Annotated in this window: 24 protein-coding genes; 15 read left to right on the top strand and 9 right to left on the bottom strand. The window is 63.9% G+C overall.

What is annotated here, in order from left to right; translation table 11 throughout:
- Positions 1-90: 90 nt before the first annotated feature.
- A complete protein-coding gene (locus IB262_RS01875) occupies positions 91-1494 on the bottom strand; it encodes a DUF1254 domain-containing protein (RefSeq protein ID WP_112975902.1) in 1404 nt (467 codons plus the stop codon).
- 290 nt (positions 1495-1784) lie between these two features.
- Here IB262_RS01875 and IB262_RS01870 point away from each other — a divergent pair, with 290 nt between their 5' ends.
- From IB262_RS01870 to IB262_RS01820, 11 genes are all read left to right on the top strand, one after another.
- Positions 1785-2360, top strand: a complete 576-nt coding sequence (locus tag IB262_RS01870; RefSeq protein WP_060516055.1) for a TetR/AcrR family transcriptional regulator — start codon at positions 1785-1787, stop codon at positions 2358-2360.
- On the top strand, positions 2357-3322 hold the full coding sequence (locus IB262_RS01865) for an EamA family transporter (protein WP_110818652.1): 966 nt from the start codon (positions 2357-2359) through the stop codon (positions 3320-3322). The genes IB262_RS01870 and IB262_RS01865 overlap by 4 nt, the downstream gene beginning before the upstream one ends.
- 16 nt (positions 3323-3338) lie before the next feature.
- A complete protein-coding gene (locus IB262_RS01860; RefSeq protein WP_112975903.1) occupies positions 3339-4280 on the top strand; it encodes a DMT family transporter in 942 nt (313 codons plus the stop codon).
- A gap of 78 nt (positions 4281-4358) precedes the next feature.
- Positions 4359-5090, top strand: a complete 732-nt coding sequence (locus IB262_RS01855) for a hypothetical protein (RefSeq protein WP_192493366.1) — start codon at positions 4359-4361, stop codon at positions 5088-5090.
- Positions 5091-5536: 446 nt separating this feature from the next.
- Positions 5537-5971, top strand: a complete 435-nt coding sequence (locus IB262_RS01850; RefSeq protein ID WP_034793085.1) for an Rrf2 family transcriptional regulator — start codon at positions 5537-5539, stop codon at positions 5969-5971.
- Positions 5972-6135: 164 nt separating this feature from the next.
- The gene (locus IB262_RS01845) at positions 6136-7020 is read left to right on the top strand and encodes an NAD(P)/FAD-dependent oxidoreductase (protein ID WP_112975906.1); all 885 of its coding nucleotides are present in this window, start codon (positions 6136-6138) and stop codon (positions 7018-7020) included.
- Between the two features lie 138 nt (positions 7021-7158).
- On the top strand, positions 7159-7977 hold the full coding sequence (locus tag IB262_RS01840; protein ID WP_112975907.1) for an arginase family protein: 819 nt from the start codon (positions 7159-7161) through the stop codon (positions 7975-7977).
- Between the two features lie 137 nt (positions 7978-8114).
- Positions 8115-8909, top strand: a complete 795-nt coding sequence (locus IB262_RS01835) for a DUF1194 domain-containing protein (protein WP_089043536.1) — start codon at positions 8115-8117, stop codon at positions 8907-8909.
- A gap of 79 nt (positions 8910-8988) precedes the next feature.
- On the top strand, positions 8989-9513 hold the full coding sequence (locus IB262_RS01830; RefSeq protein ID WP_090294187.1) for a MarR family transcriptional regulator: 525 nt from the start codon (positions 8989-8991) through the stop codon (positions 9511-9513).
- Positions 9510-10304: a DNA alkylation repair protein gene (locus IB262_RS01825; RefSeq protein ID WP_112975908.1), complete on the top strand. Its 795-nt coding sequence runs from the start codon at positions 9510-9512 to the stop codon at positions 10302-10304. The genes IB262_RS01830 and IB262_RS01825 overlap by 4 nt, the downstream gene beginning before the upstream one ends.
- A gap of 48 nt (positions 10305-10352) precedes the next feature.
- Complete coding sequence (locus IB262_RS01820; protein WP_034793040.1) at positions 10353-10694, top strand: DUF6616 family protein; 342 nt, start codon at positions 10353-10355, stop codon at positions 10692-10694.
- A 25-nt stretch (positions 10695-10719) separates the two neighbouring features.
- Here the strand turns inward: IB262_RS01820 and IB262_RS01815 are convergent, their stop codons facing one another.
- From IB262_RS01815 to IB262_RS01805, 3 genes are all read right to left on the bottom strand, one after another.
- Entirely contained in the window at positions 10720-11145 is a 426-nt protein-coding gene (locus IB262_RS01815) for a GNAT family N-acetyltransferase (RefSeq protein ID WP_090294191.1), read from the bottom strand.
- A 196-nt stretch (positions 11146-11341) separates the two neighbouring features.
- The gene (locus IB262_RS01810; RefSeq protein ID WP_112975924.1) at positions 11342-12934 is read right to left on the bottom strand and encodes an arylsulfatase; all 1593 of its coding nucleotides are present in this window, start codon (positions 12932-12934) and stop codon (positions 11342-11344) included.
- Between the two features lie 152 nt (positions 12935-13086).
- On the bottom strand, positions 13087-14751 hold the full coding sequence (locus IB262_RS01805; protein ID WP_034793006.1) for an arylsulfatase: 1665 nt from the start codon (positions 14749-14751) through the stop codon (positions 13087-13089).
- A 331-nt stretch (positions 14752-15082) separates the two neighbouring features.
- Here IB262_RS01805 and IB262_RS01800 point away from each other — a divergent pair, with 331 nt between their 5' ends.
- Positions 15083-15553: a truncated hemoglobin gene (locus IB262_RS01800; RefSeq protein ID WP_112975909.1), complete on the top strand. Its 471-nt coding sequence runs from the start codon at positions 15083-15085 to the stop codon at positions 15551-15553.
- Here IB262_RS01800 and IB262_RS01795 read toward each other — a convergent pair.
- From IB262_RS01795 to IB262_RS01780, 4 genes are all read right to left on the bottom strand, one after another.
- Complete coding sequence (locus IB262_RS01795; protein ID WP_112975910.1) at positions 15511-15774, bottom strand: EamA family transporter; 264 nt, start codon at positions 15772-15774, stop codon at positions 15511-15513. The genes IB262_RS01800 and IB262_RS01795 overlap by 43 nt on opposite strands.
- A gap of 27 nt (positions 15775-15801) precedes the next feature.
- Entirely contained in the window at positions 15802-16389 is a 588-nt protein-coding gene (gene recX / locus IB262_RS01790; protein WP_113189696.1) for a recombination regulator RecX, read from the bottom strand.
- A gap of 260 nt (positions 16390-16649) precedes the next feature.
- On the bottom strand, positions 16650-17420 hold the full coding sequence (locus IB262_RS01785) for a siderophore-interacting protein (RefSeq protein WP_192493365.1): 771 nt from the start codon (positions 17418-17420) through the stop codon (positions 16650-16652).
- Between the two features lie 270 nt (positions 17421-17690).
- On the bottom strand, positions 17691-18920 hold the full coding sequence (locus tag IB262_RS01780) for a PLP-dependent aminotransferase family protein (protein ID WP_034792987.1): 1230 nt from the start codon (positions 18918-18920) through the stop codon (positions 17691-17693).
- Positions 18921-19417: 497 nt separating this feature from the next.
- Here IB262_RS01780 and IB262_RS01775 point away from each other — a divergent pair, with 497 nt between their 5' ends.
- The gene (locus IB262_RS01775; protein ID WP_060605298.1) at positions 19418-19867 is read left to right on the top strand and encodes a hypothetical protein; all 450 of its coding nucleotides are present in this window, start codon (positions 19418-19420) and stop codon (positions 19865-19867) included.
- Between the two features lie 123 nt (positions 19868-19990).
- On the opposite strand, the gene IB262_RS01770 is transcribed toward IB262_RS01775, so the two are convergent.
- Positions 19991-20653 (bottom strand): LysE family translocator, encoded by a 663-nt coding sequence (locus IB262_RS01770; protein ID WP_060605301.1) that lies wholly within the window; start codon positions 20651-20653, stop codon positions 19991-19993.
- 239 nt (positions 20654-20892) lie between these two features.
- Here IB262_RS01770 and IB262_RS01765 point away from each other — a divergent pair, with 239 nt between their 5' ends.
- Both IB262_RS01765 and IB262_RS01760 read left to right on the top strand, forming a co-directional pair.
- On the top strand, positions 20893-21492 hold the full coding sequence (locus IB262_RS01765; protein WP_090294452.1) for a class I SAM-dependent methyltransferase: 600 nt from the start codon (positions 20893-20895) through the stop codon (positions 21490-21492).
- A gap of 593 nt (positions 21493-22085) precedes the next feature.
- Complete coding sequence (locus tag IB262_RS01760) at positions 22086-23606, top strand: arylsulfatase (protein ID WP_112975915.1); 1521 nt, start codon at positions 22086-22088, stop codon at positions 23604-23606.
- Positions 23607-23620: the final 14 nt, after the last annotated feature.

The raw sequence follows: 23620 nt of genomic DNA, 5'->3' as shown, positions 1-23620 counted from the left end.
TGGCTCCTTCCGCCCGCGGCTGCATGCATAGCTATGGCTCCGCCGGAATGCGTCAACACCGTCACTTTGCAAGTACGGCATTTGCAAGCGCTACGGCATCTTCTCCACGTCGGGCAGCTTCCAGCTTTTCTCGAACAGCGGCTTTTCCGGGCCGTAGAGCCTGAAAAGCAGTTCGAACTTGCGGGCGGGGTCGACGGGCACGAAGTTCGCCTCCTTGCCCGCAGGCGCCTTGGCGCCGAAATAGACGTCGACCGAGCCGTCGGCATTTTTCTTCACCCCCTCGCCGATCGAGGCGACGCTCGCCTTGTCCATGTTGCGGATCAGCGCATGGGTCTCGCGGTCGTAGGCGGTCACCGACCAGTACTGCTCGACCGGCGCATCCTTCGGCACGACGAGGCGGTAGTTAGCGCCGCCGTCGAACGGATTGCCGTCCTTGTCCTTGTTGGCCATCAGGTAGAACTGCGCCGTGCCCAGCCGCTTGATGCCGGTGAAGCCGAGCGTATAGGTCACGCCTCGGGCATCGACCGGATAGAGACCGGGATCGGCATAGGCCTCCGAGGCGGCCTTCACCATGTCCGGCAGCCCGGCGGGGAACCAGCGGATGCCCTCGTTGATGACAGGAAAGCCGGCGTCATAGCGCGCCGAAAGCTCGGCTCTGGCTTCGGCCGCCGCCTTGTCGAGCAGCGCCTTGGTTTCGGCGCTTGGCTGGAAGGGCTTGCCCTTCTCGATGCCGAGCGTCCTCAGCTGGTCGATCATCACCCGGTCGCGCTCGAGCCACGGCTCGGTCTGGACGACCCGGTTCAGATTGTCGAAGAAGCTGGCGTCGAAGCGGATGGTGCTGTCGAACAGCACGTCATAGGCGTCGGTAAAGACCGTTTCCGGCGGCTTGTCGGTCACCGGCATCGGGTAGATCTTGATCTTCTTGCCATAGGCGACCGACTTTTCGATATCGGCGTCGGCATGGCTCTTCAGGTTGGAACGCAGCAGCGCAAATCCGGTGAAGGTGTCCGAGCGAAGCGGAATGAAGCCCTCCGGCACCTCGCCCATGTAATCCGGCGGCAGGATCAGGTACTTGCCGCCCTTGCCCTCGTCGGCGCCATGCGGGCCGGCATCTTCGAGCGGCATCTGCCAGGCGTTGACGATGTTGCCGGCGATCGATCCGCCCTCGGCCGGTGGGATCTCGATGACGATGGGCCCGTCCTTCACGTTCCAGAAGGACATGAAATAGATCGAATCCGGGTTCGGCGTCAGCGTCTGGTTCTTCCAGTTGACCGGGCGAGACCAGTAGACGACTTCGTTGACCCTGGCCTTCGTCGTCGAAAGCATCGTCTGCAGCATCAGGTCGGCATTGACCGCCGGCATGCCCCAGATCACCGCCTCCGTCGCCCGGCGGGCGATCGCGCGGTCCCGGAGTTCGGCCGGCAACATATCCTGCGCCGCGATGTTCGTCGCGCCGGCCAGAAGCACCACGCCTGTGAGTATAAATCGCAGCATGCCGAATCTCCCTCATACGCCGCGGCCGGCGGCCTTGAAATCGCTCGACCGCCGCTGCCTCGCAAACTCCATTGCGGGCCACCAATGCGAAATTTAGTGCGAATGCATGCCGAGCAGTAGACCCGTTGCGTGCGACGCGCGGAAGTACGTTACGGTTACAGCCGCAAACACAGACGGCGACGATCGGCCGGCGCATCACCGCATCCTCATCTCCCCTTTGAAAAACACCGCGTCACTTGACATCGGACCAAAATAGGTAGATCGGTCTACCTAATAGATTGGAGAAAGCGATGAGCGACAAGGCGCCGGCGCGCGAGCGGCTTTTGAAGGCGGCAGCCGAACTGTTCTACCGGGATGGGGTCGGCGCCACGGGCATCGATGCGATCACCGCGCATGCGGGCGTCGCCAAGATGAGCCTCTACAACAACTTCTCGTCCAAGACCGATCTGGTGAACGCCTATATCGAGGCGCGCCACCGGGAATGGCAGGAGCTTTACCGCGAGCGCCTGGCTCATGCGGCAACGCCGAGAGACCGTGTACTGGCGATCTTCGACAGCTATGTCGACCACGCTGAAATGGCCTATTCCTGGGGCTTCCGCGGCTGCGGCCTCCTGAATGCCGCAGCCGAGCTTTCGGTCGGCGATCCCGCCCGCGACATCGTCGCCTCGCAGAAGGACGAGGTGGAAACGCTCTTCAAGCAATATCTCGCCGAGATGAAGCCCGACGCGGGTGCCGCCATCGACGAGACGGCGGAGCACCTCTCCTTCCTGCTCGAAGGCGCGATGTCGCGTGCCGGGCTCGACGGACATGACGCACGGCTGAAGACCGCGCGCCGGATCGCCATCTCGATCATGGACCAGCTATGACCTCCCGAAATTCCGCTTCTCTCGTCGGCTTTGCCTGCGTGCTCACCGCCTCCGCGCTCTGGGGCACGACCGGCACCACCGCCACCTTTGCTTCAGGGGTCAGCCCGCTTGGCATCGGCGCCGTCGCCATGGGCCTCGGCGGCCTGCTCCTGGCGCTGACGGCGCTGCATTCGATCGTCAAAAGCAGGGCGAAGATCGCCGCGCAGTGGCCGATGCTGATCCTCGGCTCGCTCTCGGTCGCGATCTATCCGCTTGCCTTCTACTCTTCCATGCATCTCGCCGGCGTCGCCATTGGCACCGTCATCTCCATCGGCTCGGCGCCACTCGCCGCTTCGCTGATCGAGCGCATCTTCGACGGTCAGAAGCTCACCACTCGCTGGTTGCTGGGTGCCGCCGCCGGCCTTGGCGGCGCCGTGCTTCTCACCTTTTCGGAAAGCCACGGCAGCGCCGGTGCTGCCGACGCGACGGCCGTCCTCTACGGCATCCTGCTCGGCCTCGTCTCCGGCCTGCTCTACGCGCTCTATTCCTGGGTCGCGCGGCGGCTGATGCAGGCGGGCATTCCGCCACGCGCCGCCATGGGCTCGATCTTCGGTGTCGGCGGCACTCTGCTGTTGCCGGTGCTCGCCTTCACCGGCGCGCCGCTTTTAGCGTCGTGGACCAATGTCGCCGTCGGTATCTACATGGCGCTGGTGCCGGTGCTGGTCGCTTACGTGCTCTTCGCCTATGGCCTCGCGCGCGTGTCGGCCACCATGGCGACCACGCTGTCGCTGCTTGAACCGGTCATCGCCGCCGTGCTTGCCGTCGTCATCGTCGGCGAGCGCCTGCCGGCCGAGGGCTGGGCGGGCATCGGGCTGATCGTCGGCTCGCTCTTCATCCTTACCCTGCCGATGCCGGGCCGGCGCCGCCGCGCCGAACGCCCGCGATCCGCCGCCGCCATCGACGCGGCCCTCCCCAGCCGCTAGAGCCGGAACCCTTGATATGAGCGACGTCGCTGCGCTGCCTTCCCGCCAGCCAAACCGGATGTGGGCCGTCGTCATCCTGATCCTGCTCGAGGCCGCGCTGGTGATCTCCTGGAGCGCCGGCTTCGTCGGCATCCGCTTCGCCATCGATCACGCGCCGCTCTTCCTGATCCTCTTCTGGCGCAGCCTCGTCTCCGGTCTCATACTGCTGCCCTTCGCCCTGACGGTCGGGCCAGAGATCCGGTTGCAGGACGCCGTGCCGCAGATGCTCTTCGGCGCGCTTGCCATGTCCGGCTATCTCGCGGGCTTTGCGCTGGCGATCTCCTATGGCGTGCCCACTGGCCTCGTGGCGCTGATCACCGACATGCTGCCGCTTGCCGTCGCCATCCTCTCCTGGCCGGTCCTCGGCCAGGCCTTGACCGCCCGCCAATGGCTCGGCTCCTTCATCGGGCTGACCGGTGTCTTGATCGCCTCCGGCTGGTCGCTCGATATCGGCAACGTTCCGCTCTGGGCCTATGGCCTGCCGGTTCTCGGCACCCTGTCGCTGGCGCTGGCGACCCTGCTGCAGAAGCGCAGCCCGGCGGGCGCCATGCCGGTGCATCAAAGCCTCTCGATCCAGTGCCTGTCGGCGGCAGCGATCTTCGCGCTCTTTGCCTGGCATGAGGGCAGCGTTCTGCCGGTGCTCGATCCGGGCTTTGTCGGCGGTATCCTCTGGCTGGTCTTCGTCGCCACCTTCGGCGCCTGGAGCCTCTATTATCTGGCGCTGAAAAAATCCTCGCCCGCCCGCGTCACCGCCATCCTCTATTTGAGCCCGCCCGTGACGATGATCTGGGCCTTTATCATGTTCGGCGAGCCCCTCTCCTGGGCCATGGCCGCCGGCCTCGTCGTCTCGCTCATCGGCATCGTCATCGTCGCGAGGGCACGGCAGCCGGCCCGGGGGCAAAGTCCGGAGCACGTCTAGGAAAGCCATCCACTGACCGCTTGCATCTTGTGGTGGTGTCTGCGACAGCTTCGCCCAAACCACCGGGGGACCGCGGCCATGAGCTTTTCCGAAGTCAAACCACGTCACGTGCTCTGCCTGCTCGGCGGAGAACGCCCCTTCTCCATGCTTTGCGAGATGATCCAGTCGGCGATCGAGAGTGTCGCGCCAGGCTTCGAGATCGACGACACCTTTTCCGAGGACGCCCCGGACGACCGAATGCCGATGTCCTTCGAGGTCTGCCGGGATCGCGTCAAGAAGGGTGCCTGGACCGAAGCGGACGAAGAGGCCGTCAGCGACCATCGCTCGGTCATCTATGTGCTCGGCCCGCCGATGACGGCAGACGATGCGGTCAAACATTCAGCCATCGCACTTCGGCTGGTCGCCCACACTCTCGATAACGGCATCGCCGCCGCCAAGGGCGAGAGCGCCGGCGTCGCCCACGGCGTTGAGAGGTGGAAAGAGCTTGCTCGCGACGCCGAAGGCCAAACAGGCGCTGCACTTGCCCGCCCCTGCCGCCTCGCCTTTGCCAAGCGGCCGATCGGCACCGACGAACATCTCTACAGCATCGGCTTCCATCTGGTCGGGATACCCGAAGTCTACGCGCCGAAAACCCTCTCCGACGACGAACTGGCCTTGAGCGCGTTGATCGACACCGTTGCCGACGAAGTCTTCAGCGACGGCGTCGAGACGGTGCTGAAGCACCGCGGCGCCCAATTGCTGCCCGTCGACGCCTATGACGAGGACGAGTTCAAGTACAATCCCTTTGGGGCCATCCATCTGGCGTCATAGATTCGAACCGCCCCAGCAATGAAGGTACTTATGCCAGCGTCAGATCGCGAGAAACGACTGCTCCTCAGCGTGCAACGCGCCTTGCTCGGAACAGTCCCGCCGACGATATCGGCCGTAACGTGCGGCTGGAACAACGACAATATCGTCCTCGAGTTCTTAGTAGACTCAGCTTTTGACGATGAAGATCGAGAACGTTGTGAAGTTGTTGCAACTGAGGTGGTCGCGGATTTCAGCTATGAAACGATAACGTCCGTCTTCACGGTACAAGCTTCCGGCGGACCGAAGACCCCAGTCGAAGAGCGGTGGTAAGCATACCGGCGATCTTAGCCGAATGCGCTGACAACAGGAGTGGCACCTCGTCAGGCAAGCCTCTGTCGCTTGGCACTTTTGGCGTGAGCTAGAGGTACCGCTTGCATCGCACTTCGATTCGTAATAATTGAAGTTACATGAAAAAAGACAGCCGCCTTTCCTCCGTCCTGCACGCGCTCCTGCACATGGCCGAGCGCGGCGAGCCCTTGACCTCGGACGAGCTTGCCATGTGCATGCGCACCAATCCGGTGGTCGTACGCCGCACCATGGGTTTCCTGCGCGATGCCGGCATCGTTTCCTCCGCCCGCGGCCATGCGGGCGGCTGGGCGATCACTGCCGATCTCAAGACCGTGACGCTCAGGCAGTTGCACGAAACACTCGGCGAACCCGCGATCTTTGCCATCGGCAACCGGCAGGAAATGCCGGAATGCCTCGTCGAACAGGCGGTCAACGCCGCCCTCGATACCGCCTTTGCGGAGGCCGAGGCGCTGCTGCTCGACCGCTTCGCCCACGTGACCCTTGCCGACCTCGCCGAGGACTTTGCCCGGCGGCACCGGCTCCGATCGCACTGACAGCAGCCGATCGATCCGTCCTGACGTGATCGATCCCGACACATCCGACTACACCGGGACCGCATAAGCGGTTTCCGGCCGGAATCCTATTGCCCAAAGCCCGGGTCGAGACACTGGTTCAAGAAACCGGTGGGCTGGCCTGCGCCCAACCGAAAGGAAGACCCATGCAACAGGACGTCATCATCATCGGCGGCAGTTATGCCGGCATGGCCGCCGCCCTCCAGCTTCTGCGCGCCCGCCGGCGCGTGACGATCATCGACGAGGGCATTCGCCGCAACCGTTTTGCCAGCCATTCCCATGGCTTCCTCGGCCAGGACGGCATCGACCCCGGCGAGATCGCCGCGAGCGCCCGCAAACAATTGCTCGCCTACCCCACGCTCACCTGGATCGACGGCCGTGCCGAGAAAGCCAGCGGCAAGCAGGATGCCTTCTTCGTTACCACCGCTGACGGCGCCTCCTTCGAAGGCCGGCGCCTGCTCTTTGCAACCGGCGTCAAGGACGGCCTGCCGCAGATCGAGGGGCTGGCCGAGCGCTGGGGCAAGAGCGCCTTCCATTGCCCCTATTGCCACGGCTACGAGCTGAACCAGGGCGAGATCGCCGTCATCGCGGCAAGCCCCATGTCGATCCACCAGGCGCAGCTCATTCCGGAATGGGGCAAGGTGACCTTCTTCACCAATGGCGCCATCACCCTCGACGCCGAAGGCCGTGCCGATCTCGTCAGGCGCGGCGTAACCATCGACGAAACCCCGGTCGCACGGCTCGAAGGCCATGCCGACGTCGTGCTGACGGATGGCCGCCGCCTGCCCTTCGCAGGCCTTTTCGTCGCCACCCGCACCACGCCCTCATGCGACATCGCCGAGCGCTTCGGCTGCGAGATCGAGGAGACCCCGATGGGCCTGCAGATCCGGGCGACGGCCGCCAAGGAAACCACCATTCCCGGCGCCTATGCCTGCGGCGACGTCGGCCGCGTTCCCCACTCCGTCTCGCTTGCCGTCGGCGACGGCGCCTGGGCCGGCGCGCAACTGCACCGCTCGCTGGTGTTCGGATAGAAGGCACACCGAGCAAGGACGCTGGCATGAAGGAATACCGAACGGACGCAACCGCATTGCGCCGTTCGGCTTCCAGCCTTGCCAAATCGACGGCCTCTGTGCTTCGTTCGCTGCAAACGCGAGTTGGAGCCGCCATCGATGCCCATTGCCCTCACCTGCTTTCAGGGTCGCGCCGGCGATCACAACGACCTCGGCATTCCCGGCGCGAAGTCCGTTGCCGCCCATCTCGCCCGAAAACTCGGCCTCGAAACGGTCACGGTCGGAGATCCGGAACCGGCGCTGAACGGCCACTGGGCGGTCGAGCTCGAAGCCGCGATGCCGGCTCTGAAGCGCATGCGAGATCGCTTCGATGTGGTCTACGCCGAGGGATCGTTTTCGCTGGCAGCGACCAGCCGCTGTGCCGTCTCGCTCGCAACCCTGCCTGCCCTTGCGAGGCACCACGGCAATGCGGTCGTCGTCTGGTTCGACGCCCATGCCGACCTCAATACGCCCGAGGCCAGCAGCACCGGCTATCTCGGCGGGCTGGCGCTGTCCGGGCCCTGCGGCCTCTGGCAGTCCGGTCTGGGCGGCGGGCTTTCCATCGAAAATATCGTGCTCGTCGGCCAGCGGGACCTCGATCCCTTCGAGGCCGAAGTCATCGAGGCGAAGCGCATTCCGCATATTCGTCCCGGTGCCAATCTCCCGCAAAGGCTGGCCGAAGCCGTCGCCGGCCGTCCGGTCTATATCCACCTCGACTGCGACGTGCTGAACCCCGGCATCGTGCCCACCGACTACCAGCATGAAAACGGGCTGTCGCTCGATGACCTGCGTGCAGCCTGTGCGGTCCTTGCCAGGAGCGAAGTCGTCGGGCTTGAAATCGCCGAGTTTCAGAATGTTTGGGAGGAAGGCGGCGATCCGGTTTCGCCCGAACCGCTGATCGAGGCGCTGGAACCGCTTTTGCAGAAGCTGCGCCGCTGACCTGACCAGAGCCTGCCGGCAGGTTTGCCTAACCGCAGGGGGCTCAGCCGGCCAATCCATCGGCGGCGGACCCCGCATTGCGCTAGGTCGGTTTGGGCGTAGCATGGATATCCCGCTCGCCTTCGGTATCGGCTGCCATGAAGCTCGGATCGATCCTTCTTGCCTACGTCTGCCTTTTCTGCGGGAGTGCTTCCGCCGAACCGCTCCGGGTCGATCTCGAACTGGTGCTCGCCGTCGACGTTTCCTATTCCATGGAACTCGACGAGCAGCGGCTGCAGCGGCAGGGCTATGTCGCGGCCTTCCTGGAGCCCGCCCTCATCGAGGCGATCGAGAATGGTCCCGTCGGCCGCATCGCCGTCACCTATGTCGAATGGGGCGGCTCGGCGGTGCAGGTCACGCCCTGGACGCTGATCGACGGCCGCGGCACGGCCTCGCAATATTCCGAGCTGCTGCGGCGGCAGCCGATCCGGCGGATCGCCTTCACCTCGATCTCCAACACGCTGGCCTTCACCCGACGGCTGTTCGACTACAGCCCCTTTGAGGGCAGCCGCCGCGTCATCGACATCTCGGGCGACGGTCCCAACAATTCCGGCGTCCCCGCCCCTGTCGCCCGCAATTCCACCGTTGCCCGCGGCATCACCATCGACGGCCTGCCGATCATGCTGAAGACCCACGTCGCCTGGGACTCCGCCGCGATCCCCGATCTCGACGCCTATTACCGCGAATGCGTGATCGGCGGCGACGGCGCCTTTCTGGTGAAGGTGACGGACAGCGGCGAGTTCGCCCGCGCCATCCTGCGCAAGCTGATCATCGAAATCTCCGGCCTGGAGATAAGCCGCCTGTCGCCCGAAACGGTGCGCGCAGCCCGGTTCGGTGAGGGCTACAATTGCTTCATCGGCGAAGAAATGCAGGAGCGGATGATCGGGCGGTAGGGCAGGTCTGCCGCCCCATCCACAGCCGACAACGAAGAAGCCGTTGACTCTAATTAGGCGCCTTATTATCTGTCGCCTTATGACAATGCTGGAACAAAAACACCGGGCCATGTTGCAGGAAGCCGAGCGTCGTGCGGTCGCCGAGACCGGCAACATGCGCGCCTGCTTCGAACTGCTGGCGCTGTCAGGCGCGATCGACCGGGATTGCGCCGCAAGACTGGCGCCCCACCGGCTGTCGGAAGGCAAGTTCGTTATCCTCTTCCTGCTCAACGATCAACCCGAGGGCCTGTCGCCGCATGAGCTTGCCGATCGCGCGGGCGTGACGCGCGCCACCATCACCGGGCTCCTCGACGGCCTGGAGCGCGATCGCTTCGTCGAGCGCCGCTCGGGCCTTAATGACCGGCGCAAGATCGCGGTAATGCTCACCGAAACCGGCCGCAGGACTGCCCGCGATCTGCTGGGCGAACACAGCGCCTGGATCGCCTCGCTGTTTGCCGGTTTCAGCGCCGATGAACACCAGACGTTCCACCGGCTGCTCAAGCGCATCTGGCAAAATCTGGAGACCGGCGCCACGCCCAAGAACACGCCGGAAACACAGGCGTGAGCGAGAGCAAGACCAAGAAACGCGGCGCCAGCGGCATTGGCGCCGAGCGCCTGGCGCAGCTGAACGCCGGAGCGCAAGCCATCACCTTGACCGAATGCCTCGCGGTCGACTTCGCAGCGCTGATGGGCAACATCGTGCCCGGCATCGACGACGATGCCCTTGCCGAGATGACATCGGCCGCGTCGGCCGGCATCTCCCGGCGCATGCCGCTTGCCGCCCGGCTGATCGGAGAGCGCCTCGGCCCCTCGACTTTCGAGACGCTCAAGCAGCATTCCTCGGACACGGTGCGCGGCTGGGCCTGTTTCGTGGTGGCGGCCGGAGAAAACATGACCCTCGCCGAGCGGCTGGCCGCGATCCGGCCGCTGGCCGACGATAGCCATTTCGGTGTTCGCGAATGGGCCTGGATCGCCGTTCGCCCGCATCTCGCGGCCGATCTGGATCAAGCGATCGCCCTGCTGGCGGCAGAGTGGACATCAGATCCATCCGAACGCATCCGCCGTTTCGCCTCGGAATCCATCCGCCCGCGCGGCGTCTGGTGCGCCCATCTCTCAGTGCTCAAGAAAGAACCCGAACGCGCGCTGCCCGTGCTCGAGCCGTTGCGCGCCGATCCCTCGCCTTACGTGCAGGATTCGATCGGCAACTGGCTGAACGATGCGGCCAAGGATCGGCCCGAGTGGGTCCAGGCGCTGGCGGCACGCTGGTCCGCCGAAAGCTCAGGACCCGCGACATCGCGCATCTGTCGCCGCGCGCTTCGATCCATCCCCACCAGATCCAGTTCCGGAAACGCTTGAGAGCGCCCGGAATGGCATAACCTCAGACTGACAACAAGAAAGCAGACTATGCCTCACTACCTGACCGAACTTTACAGCGCCAAGCCGGCGTGGCTCGCCCTTCCCCGTCAGGGGCGCCAGCAGTTCCTGGCCGCGATCGGCTCCGCCATGCCGGGCCTGTCGGCGCTCGGCGTCGAGCTCATCACCTTCGGCAAGGTCGACCAGTCGAAGCTGCATGCGGCATCGCAGACCTTCTTCGCCGTCTGGCGCTGCCCGGACGCGACAGCACTCGAAGCCCTCGTCGCCGGCATCGCCCAATCCGGCTGGCACGAATATTTCGACACGATCAACGCCGCCGGTCGGGGCACCGACCTCGCCGGCCACCTCGCCGAGCTCGGCGCGGCCGCCTGAGCCCCACGCTATCCAGCCCCTCAGGTCACGCTCGGCTTGGGGGGCTGTAGAACACGATCTCCGGATCGTTCTCGTCGAGATTGTCGATGTAGCCGCTCGGCCGGAACCCGGCCTTGACCAACAGGTCCTGCATCGGACGGTTCGACATGTTGGTCGAGCTGAAGAGTTTCGCGCCCGACGACATGGATTGAAAGTGGGCGATCAGCGTCCCAGCCAGACCACGCCGGCGCCAGGACGTCCCCACCATCAGCATTTCGATGAAGGCCTGGCCAAAGAAGTGGTGGGTCAGCACGCCATAGGCGGCAGCCTCCCCCTCGATCTCGATGAGATGGCAGCAGCCCTGCTGGATCCAGTCGGCAATGTCGGCGCGTCGCTTCAGATCGTCGGCCGCAACGCTGTCGATCGCGCAAAGCGCCGGATGGTCGTCCTTGACCGCAGGTCGAATTCGCATGGTTCAGCTCCCGGCAGATTTGGCGGGAAACTAGGATGTGGTGTCGCTGGGCGCAATCGCGAAAGCGCTATCTCAACTGCCCCTCTCACGGCGGCAAGACGAAGTCGCCACCGGACCTCACTGGGCCGGCGCGGCGCCTGAAAATCCCCGCCGCGTCCACTGAAAATCCGACGTCCCCTGTTATGTACCGGATCGCTCACTGTCCAAGGCCGATGTTCTTCGCCGGGTATTTCTTGAAGGTGGCGGCATGCGCCTTCATCTCGGCCAGCATCGAGGCGAGGAAGGCGTTCATCCGGTGGCCGACCGGATATTCCTCCTTCGGATCGATGTAGAGATTGAAGAGCCACGGCGCGAGGCCAACGTCGCTGACGGTGGTCATGTCGATGTTCAGCCACTGGGCCTTGGTTTCCACCACCTTCACGTGGATCTTGTACTCGTACATGCGCATCGCCATCAGGTTCTGCTCGTTCCAGACGAACACCTTCTCGCGGTTCGAACGGCCGTCGTCGGCAAGCAGGAACGAGGTCTGGTCGATGCCGTCGATGTAGCGGTCGACCGGCACCTTGTCTCTGATGCCGCCAAGGCTCAGCGACGTGTTGAAGAGGTCCATCAGGTCGAAGAGCTCGTCGCTTTCGCGGCCGGGCTTGATCATGCCCTTCCAGTAGGCGATCGCCGGGATGCGGATGCCGCCCTCCCAGGCCGATCCCTTTGCGCCGCGAAACGGCGTATAGCCGCTGTCCGGCCAGCTATCGAGCTGCGGGCCGTTGTCGGAGGTGACGAAGATGAAGGTATTGTCGAGGACGCCGGCCTGATCGAGCGCATCGACGATCTCGCCGATATAGGCATCCACCTCCACCACGTCGTCCTTGTAGGGGTACTTGCTGCCGCTCTTGCCTTCGAAGGCCTTGGAGGCGAAATTGTCGGCGTGCACTTTCATGAAGCAGTGTTCGAGGAAGAACGGCGCCGTTCCCGAAGCAAGCTCCTTGATCTTCTTCACGGTGAATTCCTTGAGCATCCGATCGCCTTCGGCCATCTTCTCGATGCTGTCGATCTCTTCGACCTTCTTGACTGGCCCGCCCTTTACCGCCTGTACCAGCGCCGTGCTCGATCCGGTCTTCCTCAGCATCGCCAGCCGCTCGGGGTTCAGCACCAGATCGGGGTAACGCCGCTTGTCGACCCCTTGGGTGATTTCCTTCTCGGCCTCGTAGAAGCCGTAGAATTCATCAAACCCGACCTCGTGCGGCCGCATGCCTTCGCTTTCGCCCACATGCCACTTGCCCGAGAGCACGGTCTTGTACCCTGCCCCACCAAGCAGCGTCGGCAGGGAAATCTCGTCGGCCCAGGGGTTCTTGGTGATCTTGTCGCCGGCAAGGATCGGCCGCGTCAGGCCGGTGCGAACCGGCAACCGGCCCGTCAGGATCGCCGAGCGCGTCGGCGTGCAGGTGGGTTGCGAATAGGCCGAGGTGAGCCTCAGGCCCTCGCGCGCCAACCTGTCCATGTTGGGTGTCGCAGCGCCGATCGCAGCACCTCCGCCATAGGCGCCGGGGTCGCCATAGCCCATGTCATCAACCACGAGCCAGACGATGTTCGGCCTCTTGCCCAGCCTGGCATAAAGCGTATCGAGCTTCTGTTGCGCCGCGGACTGCTGGTCGGCATGGATCAGCGCTGGCTCCTGCGCCTCGCTCGTGCGTATGCCCTGAGTCATCACCGATTGTGCCGGCGCCACTGTCGGCAACGCCACCAGGATCGCCGTGTGTAGGGCAAGGGCACGCAGACTCCGCAGGCACATCGCACGCTCCTTTTTTGCGATCGAACGCAAGGAATTACGCAAGGGATGCCGCCGGACCTTGACCCGCGGCAAGAGGTGGCGGCCTTTTTACAAGCCGCCGGCGCTTTGCGTCCCGCCGCCAGCGGTCGCCGGCGGCGGAGTCTTTCCGCTCTTTACCGCGGCGCCAGGCTTTCCAGTTCGCCCAGCCGCTTCATCGCTGCCTGCTGCGCCAGCCAGCCATAGTTGATGCCGCTGGCGTTCAGCGTGCTGCCGGCCTGGTACGGATAATCGTTGAAGTCGGCGAAGAACTCCTTGATCTTGCCCTGGATCGGCACCAGCAGCCACATGTTGCGGGCGAGGAACTCGATCGCCCCGCCGCCGTCTTCCATGCCGCGCTCGTAGGGGTCCATGCGCAGGTTGGCGATGACGGCCCAGCTCGGCACCTCACGGGTGGCCGTCGCGATGTTGCCGTGGCTCGCCTGGGCGAAGCTCAGCTTCCAGTCGTTCCAGCGGATAGCGTTGAGGTTGCCGCCCTGGTCGAAGTAGTAGACCGAGTCACGCGGCGGCTCCTTCGCCTCGCCCTTCAACAGCCCCGTCAGGTCGTAGCCGTCGAGATGCACCTTGAAGGTCTTCGACGTGCCCTTGAAGCCCTTCTTCATCTCTTCCTTGACGTCGGCGATGCCGGCGGCGGTCGCAAAGGTCGGCAGCCAGTCCATCAGCGTCACCGGGTCGTTGATCTGCGTGCCCGGCTTTACCACGCCCGGCCAACGCACCATCATCGGAATGCGGAAGCCGCCTTCCCAGGTCGTGCCTTTCTCGCCGTGGAACATCGTCTGCGCGCCGTCCGGCCACAGCGCCAGTTCCGCGCCGTTGTCGGTGGTGTAGAGCACGATGGTGTTCTCGGCGATGCCGAGATCGTCGAGCTGTTTCAGGAGCTGGCCGACGTGACCGTCATGCTCCACCATGCCGTCGGCATGGATGCCCTTGCCGGTCTTGCCGAGCGAGTCCGGCTTCAGGTGGGTGAAGACATGCATGCGGGTCGAGTTGAACCAGCAGAAGAACGGTTTGTCGGCCTTCACCTGCCGGTCGATGTAATCCTTGGCAGCCGTCAGGAATTCCTCGTCGATCGTTTCCATGCGCTTGGTGTTGAGCGCGCCGGTGTCCTCGATCTTGCCGTCGGCGCTCGACTTGATGACGCCGCGCGGGCCGAACTTCTTCTTGAACTCCGGATCCTTGGGATAGAAATAGCCTTCCGGCTCTTCCTCGGCGTTGAGGTGGTAGAGGTTGCCGAAGAACTCGTCGAAGCCATGTGCGGTCGGCAGATGCTCGTCGCGGTCGCCGAGGTGGTTCTTGCCGAACTGGCCGGTCGAATAGCCCTTGGTCTTCAACACGTCGGCGATTGTCGGCATCCAGTCCTGGATGCCGTGCGGGTCGCCCGGCATGCCGATCGTCAAGAGCCCGGTGCGGAAAGGCTCCTGGCCGAGGATGAAGGAGGCGCGGCCCGCCGTACAACTGTTCTGGCCGTAGCTGTCGGTAAAGATCGCGCCTTCGGCGGCGATACGGTCGATATTGGGCGTGCGATAGCCCATCAGCCCCATCGTGTAGGCGCTGATCTGCGGAATGCCGATATCGTCGCCGAAGATGACGAGGATGTTCGGCGGCTTGCCGCTCGCGGAAGAAGAGGATTGCGCCTTGGCCGGACTTACCGAAGCAGCGCCTGCCACCAGCGACGCGGCTGCAAAAATTGTTCCACTGAGAAGGAGATCGCGGCGGCTGACATCCGTTACCCCATTCTCGGCCATCGCTGGCGCAGCCTTGTTATCGTCATGCATGCTCATCGTACTCTCCTAGTTAAGGCGATCGGAAATGCACTGCTGTCGAGGACCGGGCGGATGATGCGCGTGCGGGGGTGGGTGTCCAAGTACGTAACAGTTACGACGTGCCGGCTCGCAACCGTTACTGCGACGCGCGACGCGGGCAATCCGTTGCAAGGCCGGGTAGAACAGCACTGGCAAAACTCACCCAGCGTTACCTCTGACAGATTGACGCAATCGCCCCTTCGGCCTCTGGCGCGACGCCCCCGCATGCCTATATGCAAGACGCCAAAGATAAGGGCCTGGGCCTGAGACATGGGCATCGAGACAGGGGCATCGAGACAGGGACATCGGGATGGACGACAACGACTTGCAGGGCCGCGCCGCTCATGTCGCAGCAATCCGCGAACGAGCGGAAGCCGAGATGAAGGCGATCGGCATCGATGCGGCCTTCATCGATCGTCTCGTCGAGACCTTCTACGCCCGCGTGCTCGTCCATCCCGATCTCGGCCCCGTCTTCGACGCCAGGCTTTCCGGCCGCTGGCCGGAGCACATGGACAAGATGAAGAGCTTCTGGTCGGCCGTCGCCTTCCGCAACGGCGCCTATGGCGGCAAGCCGGTGCAGGCGCATGTCGGCGTCGCCAACATGACGCCGGATCTCTTTCCGAAATGGCTTGATCTCTTTTCCACGACGCTCGACGACATCGCCCCGAACGGCGAGGCCAAGGCCTGGTTCATGGCCACGGCCGAACGCATCGCCCGCAGCCTGACGCTTTCGCTGTTCTACAATCCGGCGATGGACGATCCGGCGCTGAAGCGCGGGTAATTGCCGCGGCCTTTACGCCCGATGCCGAAGACGGGCGTCAGGGTCAGGAACAGCGCAGCCGTGCTCGCCGGCAGGCGCTTGAGGCCGATCAGGTAGAGCCAGAAGGCAAGCGCGTACTGGACGATGCCGGAGATCAGGGCGAGCGCCAGCATGCCCGCCTCCGCGGCGGCAAGGTCCTTGCCGATCGCCTGAGGCCTGACCCAGGCGAACAGGAAGACCAATCAGACAACACGACCTGGCCCCTTAGGTCAGAGCGAGCGGCCTGCAAACAAAATGTCCTCGGCCTCGTCGACCGACATCGCAAAGACCCGCTTGCCCAGTTCGAAGCTGAAGCCGCCCCGGGCAAAGGCGGAGAGCTCCTTGGCCGTACGCTTCTCGTCGAGCGCCGCCTTGCGGAACGGCCCGAAGGCGCGCTTTCGCGCCAAGACGACGGCCGCATAGAGATCGTCGGCTTCCGCCACCGCCGCAGCGACGGCGTCCCGCGCGACGCCCTTTTCCGACAGCTTCTGAGCGATCGCCCGCTTCGACTTGCCGCCGCGCATGGCCGAGCGGGTCTTGATCTCGGCATAAGCTTTGTCGTTGAGCGCGCCATTGTCATAGGCAAAGGTCACGGCCACAGCCGCCAGCAGCTCCACCTGGTTCACGCTGATATCCTCGAACTTCTCCCGCGCCTTGCGCGAGATGGCGTCGAAGAGCTGCTTTTCCGTCAGCATCTGCCGCGCCAGCCGATAGGCCGCTGAATTGCGCGCCCAGGCATACATGCGCGGCGTCGGTTGATCGGATTGCGCTTGATCGTCGATGAGGTCCAAGCCTGCCCTGCCCTCGAAGTGAACCATTGATGGCACCAGTCGATCCGCAGGATCGGATCGACGTCGCCCAAAGATGCGAAATGACCTGACTCTCCGCGACAAGGCAATTGCGCACCCGAGCCCACGACATGTTTTCCCGGCCTTGTTCCGCCGGCATGAGGGCGGCGGGCGCCCCTCAAGAGAGGCGCGCCTGAGGTAACCGCAGCAGGGCCTGCGCGGATCTTTTGATCCGCCGGCCGAGCGTTCCCGTCGTGATGCCCGAGCAAAGGCGCCGGAAAGCGTGATGTCTATTCGAACTTCTCGGTGCTGTCGGCCTTGCCCTTCACCCAGTAGCCGGAGGCTTTCAGCCAGCTGAGCGGCAAGCCGCGCTCCTCGACGAGATGGGTGCGGATCGCCCGGGTGACTGCGGCTTCGGCCGCGATCCAGACGAAGGTGCCGGGCTCGAGCGCCACTTGACGCACGACGGCAAGCAGCGCTGCCGGATCGTGCGCTTGATCGAGCGGGCGATAGGCCCAATGGGTGGTGAGCGCCGCCTTGGTGCGGAATTTCTGCCGCTCGTCCAGCCCGGTGACGGCGGCGACGCTGGTGATCTGATGCCCCGCCGGCGTCTCCTCGATCCGCCGCCCGATCGCCGGCAGTGCCGTCTCGTCGCCGATCAGCAGCCATCGCGTGAAATCTCCAGACACGACCGCCGAACCACGCGGCCCGCCGATCTCGAGCTTGTCACCCACGGAGGCCGCCATTGCCCAGGCGGTCACGGGGCCCGCCTCGTGCAACGCGAAATCGAGCGCCAGAACGCGCGCGTCTGTGTCGTAGCGCCGTGGCGTATAGTCCCGGCGCTCTTCGGTGCCGTTTGCGCCGGGCACGAAGATCTTGATGTGGTCATCCGCCCCGAGGCTGACGAAGTCGGCGAGATCCTCACCGGAAAGCGTGATCCGGAGCATGCCCGGCGTCACCCGCTCGATGCCGGAAACGACGAGCGAGCGGCGCTTCAGCTCCTGGCGAACACGCTCGATGCGCGGCGTCGGGAGATGGGAATAGTTGGGAGAATTGTCCATTTGCATCCTTTGGAGGGCCTCGAAAAGCTCGATCCGCAGGACACAGTCGCGCAGATCGAAGCCGCTTCTGGCCGTTCGATCATACGCGTTGAGTGACGTTAACGCTTACGTGGCCGGGGGTGCCCGGTCATGTCACGTTCTAACTATCGGAAGGCCCCGCTTCGATCAATGCGTCATCTTGACTAAAACACGAAGGTTTTACCAGCCAAAAGAAAAACGCGCCCGCAGGAGCAAGCGCGTTTCTCAAAATGAGGAAGGTCTGACGAAGCCTTAAGCTGCCAGAGCCGCAACTTCGCCACGGATGAGGTCGCCGAGCCGGCGGATGCCCTCGTCGATCATCTGATCGTTGGCGCAGGAGAAGGAAACGCGCAGGGTGTTTTCGCCCGAGCCATCGGCAAAGAAGGCGCGACCGGGAACGAAGGCGACCTTGGCGGTCTCGATCGATTTTGCAAGCAGTGCGGCGCCGTCCATGCCCTTTGGCAGCGTCACCCAGACGAACATCCCGCCTTCCGGCTTCGTCCAGGACACGCCCTCGGGCATGTACTTTTCAAGCGCTGCGAGCATGGCGTTGCGGCGCTGCTTGTAGACCCGGTGGATCTTCGCCACCTGCTCATCGAAGCCGCGCTCGGCAACGGTGCAGATCGCCATCTGGTTGATGGTCGAGGAATGCAGATCGGCTGCCTGCTTCAAGAGCACGAGCTTGCGGATCACCTTTTCCGAGGCGCAGACCCAGCCGACGCGAAGGCCGGGAGCGAGCGTCTTCGAGAACGAGCCGCAATAGATCGTGCGGGTGTTGTTGATGTCGCCCTTCTTGGCGATTTCGAGCGCCAGGATCGGCGGCACCGGCTCGCCGTCATAGCGCAGCGACTGGTAGGCCGCGTCTTCGATGACGGCAATGTCGAGCTCTTCGGCGAGCGTCAGCACGCGCTCGCGGCCGGCCCGGTCGACGGTCTCGCCGGTTGGGTTGGCGAAGTCGGCCGAGAGATAGGCAAACTTGACGCGGCCGCCCGCCTCGCCCGCCGCCTGACGGTAGGCTTCCGGCGTGCGGTTGCCGTTGGGGTTCAGCTGGTCGTAGGTCGGCTCATAGGCGTTGAAGGCCTGCAGCGCGCCGAGATAGGTCGGCCAGGTGACAAGTGCGGTATCGTTCGGCGACAGGAACAGCTTGCCGAGATAGTCGAGGCCCTGCTGCGAACCGGACGTGATGAAGATGTTGTCGGCGCCGGCGGGAATGCCGAGATCGGCCATCTGCTTGGCAAGCCATTCGCGCAGCGGCTTGTAGCCTTCGCTGACCGAATACTGCAGGGCGGCACTCACGGCCGGGCCGGAAAAGATCTCCGCATAGGCGTCCTTGAATTCCGCATCCGGAAACAGCGCGGGATCGGGAATGCCGCCGGCAAACGAGATGATGTCGGGGCGATCGAGCAGCTTCAACAGTTCGCGGATTTCCGAAGCGCGCATCCGGTTCGAGCGCGTCGCGAAGATATGTTCCCAATCCAGCATGGGGTGTTTCCTCAGAGATTATAAGCGGAAAGCGGTTCTCCGCTTCCTCCCGCGTCATTCTAGAGCGCCGTGCGTTCGCATGAACGCACAAAGCACGCTCTGGTTTTTTGTTTAGAGCATCTTCCCGCTTCGGGCGATCCCCCTGGAAGGAAGGATGCTCTGGACGGTGACGCGACAGGACCATGACGACCAATTTATGTCAATATTATTGACCTAATTCCGTGCGCTTTTCGGGCTTTTGGGGCTCCGCGCACGTTACGTCCAGGACCTGACGTTACGTCAGCTTGAGCCGAATGCCACGCGCCAGGAGGTAAAGCAAGCCATCTGCTCAACCGCTACGCTCGCGCCGCTTGGCCCCAATCGCACAGACGCCCGTCGTCCGCTTGTCCTTGCGCCGGCAGCGGCACCCGGCGCCTGATAACCCAAAGTGGCAAATTGCCGGAGAAGGAGGCGAAGCGTAAAATTTCTCCCCTCAATTCGACCGGAGGGACTAGGCCATGAGCAGACTGTTTATCCTGTCGGCTGGCGCCGCCCTGGCGCTGGCACAAGCGGCGTCGGCGGCACCCGCAGCACCGGAGACGCAACCCCTCAAGATCGCCAAGGAGTGCAGCCAGTTCACCGGCGACACCCCGAGCTTCTGCACCATTACGGAATCGAACCTCGAAGCGATCCCGGCTGGCAGCAAAATCCTCTACTATGGACCGGTGGTCGCCAATCCCCTCTTCTCCAGCAGCACCGCCGTCATCGCTGTCGGAAACGGCGACTCGGCGCTCGGATACTGCGTCGTCTACGATACGGCCAAGCCGCCGCTCGGCACCTGTGCGTTCCACGCCGGCAGCGGCACGCTCGCTGGCTTCCAGGCGATCGTGAAGGTCACGGTTGACGACAAGCAGATCTGGCACTGGGACGGAGACTACGTGCTCGGCACGACCCAGGCAGCCAAGTAAGACCGTAGGCATTGCCGGCTCCACACCCGGCCAATCGACACGACGCGGCAGAAGACCTAGGCCCTCTGCCATCAATCAACGTCTTTCAAGTGCTGTCCCCGCCCAGCGGGGACAAGCGCCGCCTTACGTTTTGACCGCCGGCGCGCTGGCGTTGCCTGCAAACAGGAGCCGGAAGCCGAGCCCCAGCATGACGGCGCCGGTAAAACGCTGCTGCCAGACGAGCAGCCGCGGAAAACGATAAAGCGCCTGCCCGACCGTCCCCGAAGCAAGCGCTACCGAACCGAGCGAAAGGATGCCGGCAAGCTTCTGCACGATGCCGAGCACGGCAAGCTGCAGCCAAACGGGGCCGGCGGTCGGGTCCACGAACTGCGGCAGGAAGGCGAACATGAAGAGCAGCGACTTCGGGTTCGTCAGGCTGTTGATCGTTCCCTCGCGGACCGCGCGCCAGTCCGACACCTCGGTCGCCGCCAGCCGCTTGCTTTCAGCCGCATCGCCGAAACTCGACCAGACCATGCGCGCGCCGAGATAGAGCATGTAGGCGGCCCCCACCCACTGCAGAAGCATGAGCCCGGCGGGATAGGCCTTCAGCAGCGAGGCGACGCCGAGGACCAGCAGGCCTACCTGCACGACGCCGGCGACGAAGATCATGCCGACCACCGTTAGCAGCGCCACCCGGCGCCCCTGCCCGATCCCGCGGGCGAGCACCAGCATCATGTCCGGACCGGGCGTGATCTCCAGAACGAAGAGTGCAGCAACGAAGGTCAGGAGAATGGGGAGATCGGCCATTGAAGGTTCCGGCTGAGGACAACTGCCACATGCTTATCCGGAAGCGTTAGGCCTGTCGATCAGCCCGCTTTAACCGCAGCATGCCGATATTTTTTGCTCCGCCTGCCGCCATCTTCGTCTAATCTGCTCTCGGGCTTCGAACGGAGAAAAACGACCCATGGCGAAACGCTGACGGAACGGATTTCGCAGCCCAAGGCAATCGCCCTTCCCACGCCGGCGCCAACGCCCAGAAAGCATCGATGACAAAACCCGACGACGACACCCTCGCCTTCTATCGCGACAATGCCGCCACCTATGCGGCGCGCGAACGCAAGCCGCCGGCAACCCGTCTCGCGGCCTTCATGGCCCGTCTCGCCCCCGGCGCCTCCGTGCTCGATCTCGGCTGCGGCGGCGGGCATGACAGCCTTGTTCTGCTGGACCATGGCTTCGACGTCAGCGCCTGCGACGGTTCGGCGGAACTGGCGCGGGAAGCCGAAGTGCGCATCGGCCGCAAGGTCGAGGTCATCACGTTTCAGGAGATCGTTTGGGAAGGACGGTTCGACGGCATCTGGGCCGAGGCCTCGCTTCTGCATGTGCCGCGCACGGAGCTTGCCGACGTGCTCACACGCATTCGCCGGACGCTGAAGCCGGGCGGTCTTCTGCAGGCGAGTTTCAAGGCCGGCGAGACGGAAGGCCACGACCGCTTCGGCCGCTACTTCAACTACCCCTCAGCCGACTGGCTGCGCGCCTGCTTCGAAGACGCCGGCTGGCCCGAGCCTGACATCAGCGAGGCCGATGGAAGCGGCTATGACGGCGAACCGACCCGCTGGCTGCATGTCTCGGCAAGGCGCACGGCTTGAGCCGGTTCAGCGCTACGACCGTAAAGCCATGCAGATCGAAGTGCATGACGCCACGTGTTGTCGCGGTTCAGCGACGGCAAGCTTGAAGCGCCCGCGCGCCATCGCGGAACCCCTCCGGGTCGTCCACGGATCCCGTTTTGCTTCCCCGCGCCCTCAGGCCTCGCGGCTGAAGTAACTCAGGATCAGAAGCGTGCAGATCGCCGCAACGATCAAGGCGTCGAAAAGTGCAAAGTGCTCGAAGAACGAGAGCATGGCATGTCCTCCTTCCAACTAAACCTATGAGAGCACATATTTTCCAAACTTGGAAGAAGTTCTGGAAAATATACTGACCAAACAACGCAATTCGCCCAAATACTATTTGCACTGCAGCATTATTTATTTGCGCTGCACAAAGCTTAATTCCATGAAAATTATCGGTGACAGTGCCGCGACAGCTCAACGATACAGCCGTCGATAGGCCGTCAACGACGCGCCATTTCGCCCCTTTGCCACCACGACAATGTTAATTGACGGCGCTACCGGAAGGTGCAGATATTAGAAAAATCGAATAAAAGATTCGCCGTCCGGTCGGGTCGCATTTCCAGGGGGTGCGCATGTCTGAACTGCAAGCGAACAACGCCCGTGCAAACGCATGCGGCGGCAAGACGGCTGAGGCGGATCCGGAAGCCGGCCTGACCCGGCGCGACATTCTCATGAGCAGTGCGGCGATCGCCGTTGCCGCCGGCCTGCCGGCGAGCCTTGCGGCTCTTGCCCCGAATGCGGCACAAGCAGCCGGCGCGACGGCGCCGAACATCGTCTACATCATCGCCGACGATCTCGGCTGGGGCGATGTCGGCTTCCGCGGCTCGGACATCAGCACACCCAATCTCGACAGGCTGGCGGCGAGCGGCGTAACCTTCGACCAGTTCTACACCCAGCCGATGTGCACGCCGACGCGCGCAGCCTTCCTCACCGGCCGCTACCCGCTGCGCTATGGCCTGCAGACGGGCGTGATCCCCTCGCCCGGCTCCTACGGGCTGGCGCTCGACGAATACCTGCTTTCCCAGGTCATGAAGGATGCCGGCTACAGAACCGCGCTGGTCGGCAAGTGGCATCTCGGCCATGCCAAGCCGGAATATTGGCCCAAGCAGCGCGGCTTCGACACCTTCTATGGCGCGCTGGTCGGCGAGATCGACCACTTCAAGCACGCCTCCCATGGGGTGAAGGACTGGTACCGTGGCAACAGGCCGCTCGAGGAGACCGGCTTCGACAACACGCTGATCGGCGACGAGGCAGCCCGGGTGGTCGAAAGCCACGACCCCTCAAGCCCGCTGTTCCTCTACCTCGCCTTCACCGCGCCGCACACGCCCTTCCAGGCGCCTGATGACTATCTCGAGCGCTACAAGCACATCGCCGACAAGAACCGCCGTGCCTATGCGGCGATGATCTCCGTGCTCGACGACGGTATCGGCAAGCTGCTGGCGTCGCTCGAAAAACGCGGCATGCGCGACAACACGATGATCGTCTTTCACAGCGACAATGGCGGTGTGACGAGTTCGCTCTTTGCCGGCGACAGCAAGGTGAGCGGCGGGCTGCCGGCCGACAACGGCCCCTATCGCGACGGCAAGGGCACACTCTACGAGGGCGGCACCCGCGTGGTCGCGCTTGCCAACTGGCCGAAGAAGATCAAGCCCGGCAAGGTCGCAGGCATGGTCCATGTGGTCGACATGTATCCGACGCTGGCAGCGATCGTCGGCGCGACGCTCGACAAGAACCAGCCGCTCGACGGCATCAACCTCTGGCCCTCTTTGAGCGAGGGCAAGCCGACGCCGCGCACCGAGGTTGTCTACAACGTCGACCCCATGGGCGGCGCCGTGCGCCGGGACAACTGGAAGCTCGTCTGGAAGGCGACGCTGCCGCAAAAGGTCGAACTCTTCGATCTTGGCGCCGACCCGTCCGAGGCACACGATGTTTCGGCCGATTACGCCGACCGCGTGCGCGACTTCCAGGACTGGATCACCAGCCTTGCGGTCGAGATGGACCAGCCGCTGCTGCTGATGGACGCGGCGCGCCTGACCTTCTACGCAGCGCCCGTCGTTGCCGATCCTTCGACGCTGTTCAATATTGGTGATTGACGGCCGGCAGCATG

It is taken from the genome of Ensifer sp. ENS02 (assembly GCF_014851885.1).
Classification (GTDB): Bacteria; Pseudomonadota; Alphaproteobacteria; order Rhizobiales; family Rhizobiaceae; genus Ensifer; species Ensifer adhaerens.
The sequence above is the reverse complement of the archived record's forward strand: the minus strand, read 5'-3'. Positions and strand labels throughout refer to the sequence as shown.

What these genes read in the sequence shown, in the direction of transcription:
- IB262_RS01875 (WP_112975902.1), bottom strand. Translation starts at nt 1,494, where the DNA reads ATGCTGCGATTTATACTCACAGGCGTGGTGCTTCTGGCCGGCGCGACG.
- IB262_RS01870 (WP_060516055.1), top strand. Translation starts at nt 1,785, where the DNA reads ATGAGCGACAAGGCGCCGGCGCGCGAGCGGCTTTTGAAGGCGGCAGCC.
- IB262_RS01865 (WP_110818652.1), top strand. Translation starts at nt 2,357, where the DNA reads ATGACCTCCCGAAATTCCGCTTCTCTCGTCGGCTTTGCCTGCGTGCTC.
- IB262_RS01860 (WP_112975903.1), top strand. Translation starts at nt 3,339, where the DNA reads ATGAGCGACGTCGCTGCGCTGCCTTCCCGCCAGCCAAACCGGATGTGG.
- IB262_RS01855 (WP_192493366.1), top strand. Translation starts at nt 4,359, where the DNA reads ATGAGCTTTTCCGAAGTCAAACCACGTCACGTGCTCTGCCTGCTCGGC.
- IB262_RS01850 (WP_034793085.1), top strand. Translation starts at nt 5,537, where the DNA reads ATGAAAAAAGACAGCCGCCTTTCCTCCGTCCTGCACGCGCTCCTGCAC.
- IB262_RS01845 (WP_112975906.1), top strand. Translation starts at nt 6,136, where the DNA reads ATGCAACAGGACGTCATCATCATCGGCGGCAGTTATGCCGGCATGGCC.
- IB262_RS01840 (WP_112975907.1), top strand. Translation starts at nt 7,159, where the DNA reads ATGCCCATTGCCCTCACCTGCTTTCAGGGTCGCGCCGGCGATCACAAC.
- IB262_RS01835 (WP_089043536.1), top strand. Translation starts at nt 8,115, where the DNA reads ATGAAGCTCGGATCGATCCTTCTTGCCTACGTCTGCCTTTTCTGCGGG.
- IB262_RS01830 (WP_090294187.1), top strand. Translation starts at nt 8,989, where the DNA reads ATGACAATGCTGGAACAAAAACACCGGGCCATGTTGCAGGAAGCCGAG.
- IB262_RS01820 (WP_034793040.1), top strand. Translation starts at nt 10,353, where the DNA reads ATGCCTCACTACCTGACCGAACTTTACAGCGCCAAGCCGGCGTGGCTC.
- IB262_RS01815 (WP_090294191.1), bottom strand. Translation starts at nt 11,145, where the DNA reads ATGCGAATTCGACCTGCGGTCAAGGACGACCATCCGGCGCTTTGCGCG.
- IB262_RS01810 (WP_112975924.1), bottom strand. Translation starts at nt 12,934, where the DNA reads ATGTGCCTGCGGAGTCTGCGTGCCCTTGCCCTACACACGGCGATCCTG.
- IB262_RS01805 (WP_034793006.1), bottom strand. Translation starts at nt 14,751, where the DNA reads ATGAGCATGCATGACGATAACAAGGCTGCGCCAGCGATGGCCGAGAAT.
- IB262_RS01800 (WP_112975909.1), top strand. Translation starts at nt 15,083, where the DNA reads ATGGACGACAACGACTTGCAGGGCCGCGCCGCTCATGTCGCAGCAATC.
- recX (WP_113189696.1), bottom strand. Translation starts at nt 16,389, where the DNA reads ATGGTTCACTTCGAGGGCAGGGCAGGCTTGGACCTCATCGACGATCAA.
- IB262_RS01785 (WP_192493365.1), bottom strand. Translation starts at nt 17,420, where the DNA reads ATGGACAATTCTCCCAACTATTCCCATCTCCCGACGCCGCGCATCGAG.
- IB262_RS01780 (WP_034792987.1), bottom strand. Translation starts at nt 18,920, where the DNA reads ATGCTGGATTGGGAACATATCTTCGCGACGCGCTCGAACCGGATGCGC.
- IB262_RS01775 (WP_060605298.1), top strand. Translation starts at nt 19,418, where the DNA reads ATGAGCAGACTGTTTATCCTGTCGGCTGGCGCCGCCCTGGCGCTGGCA.
- IB262_RS01770 (WP_060605301.1), bottom strand. Translation starts at nt 20,653, where the DNA reads ATGGCCGATCTCCCCATTCTCCTGACCTTCGTTGCTGCACTCTTCGTT.
- IB262_RS01765 (WP_090294452.1), top strand. Translation starts at nt 20,893, where the DNA reads ATGACAAAACCCGACGACGACACCCTCGCCTTCTATCGCGACAATGCC.
- IB262_RS01760 (WP_112975915.1), top strand. Translation starts at nt 22,086, where the DNA reads ATGTCTGAACTGCAAGCGAACAACGCCCGTGCAAACGCATGCGGCGGC.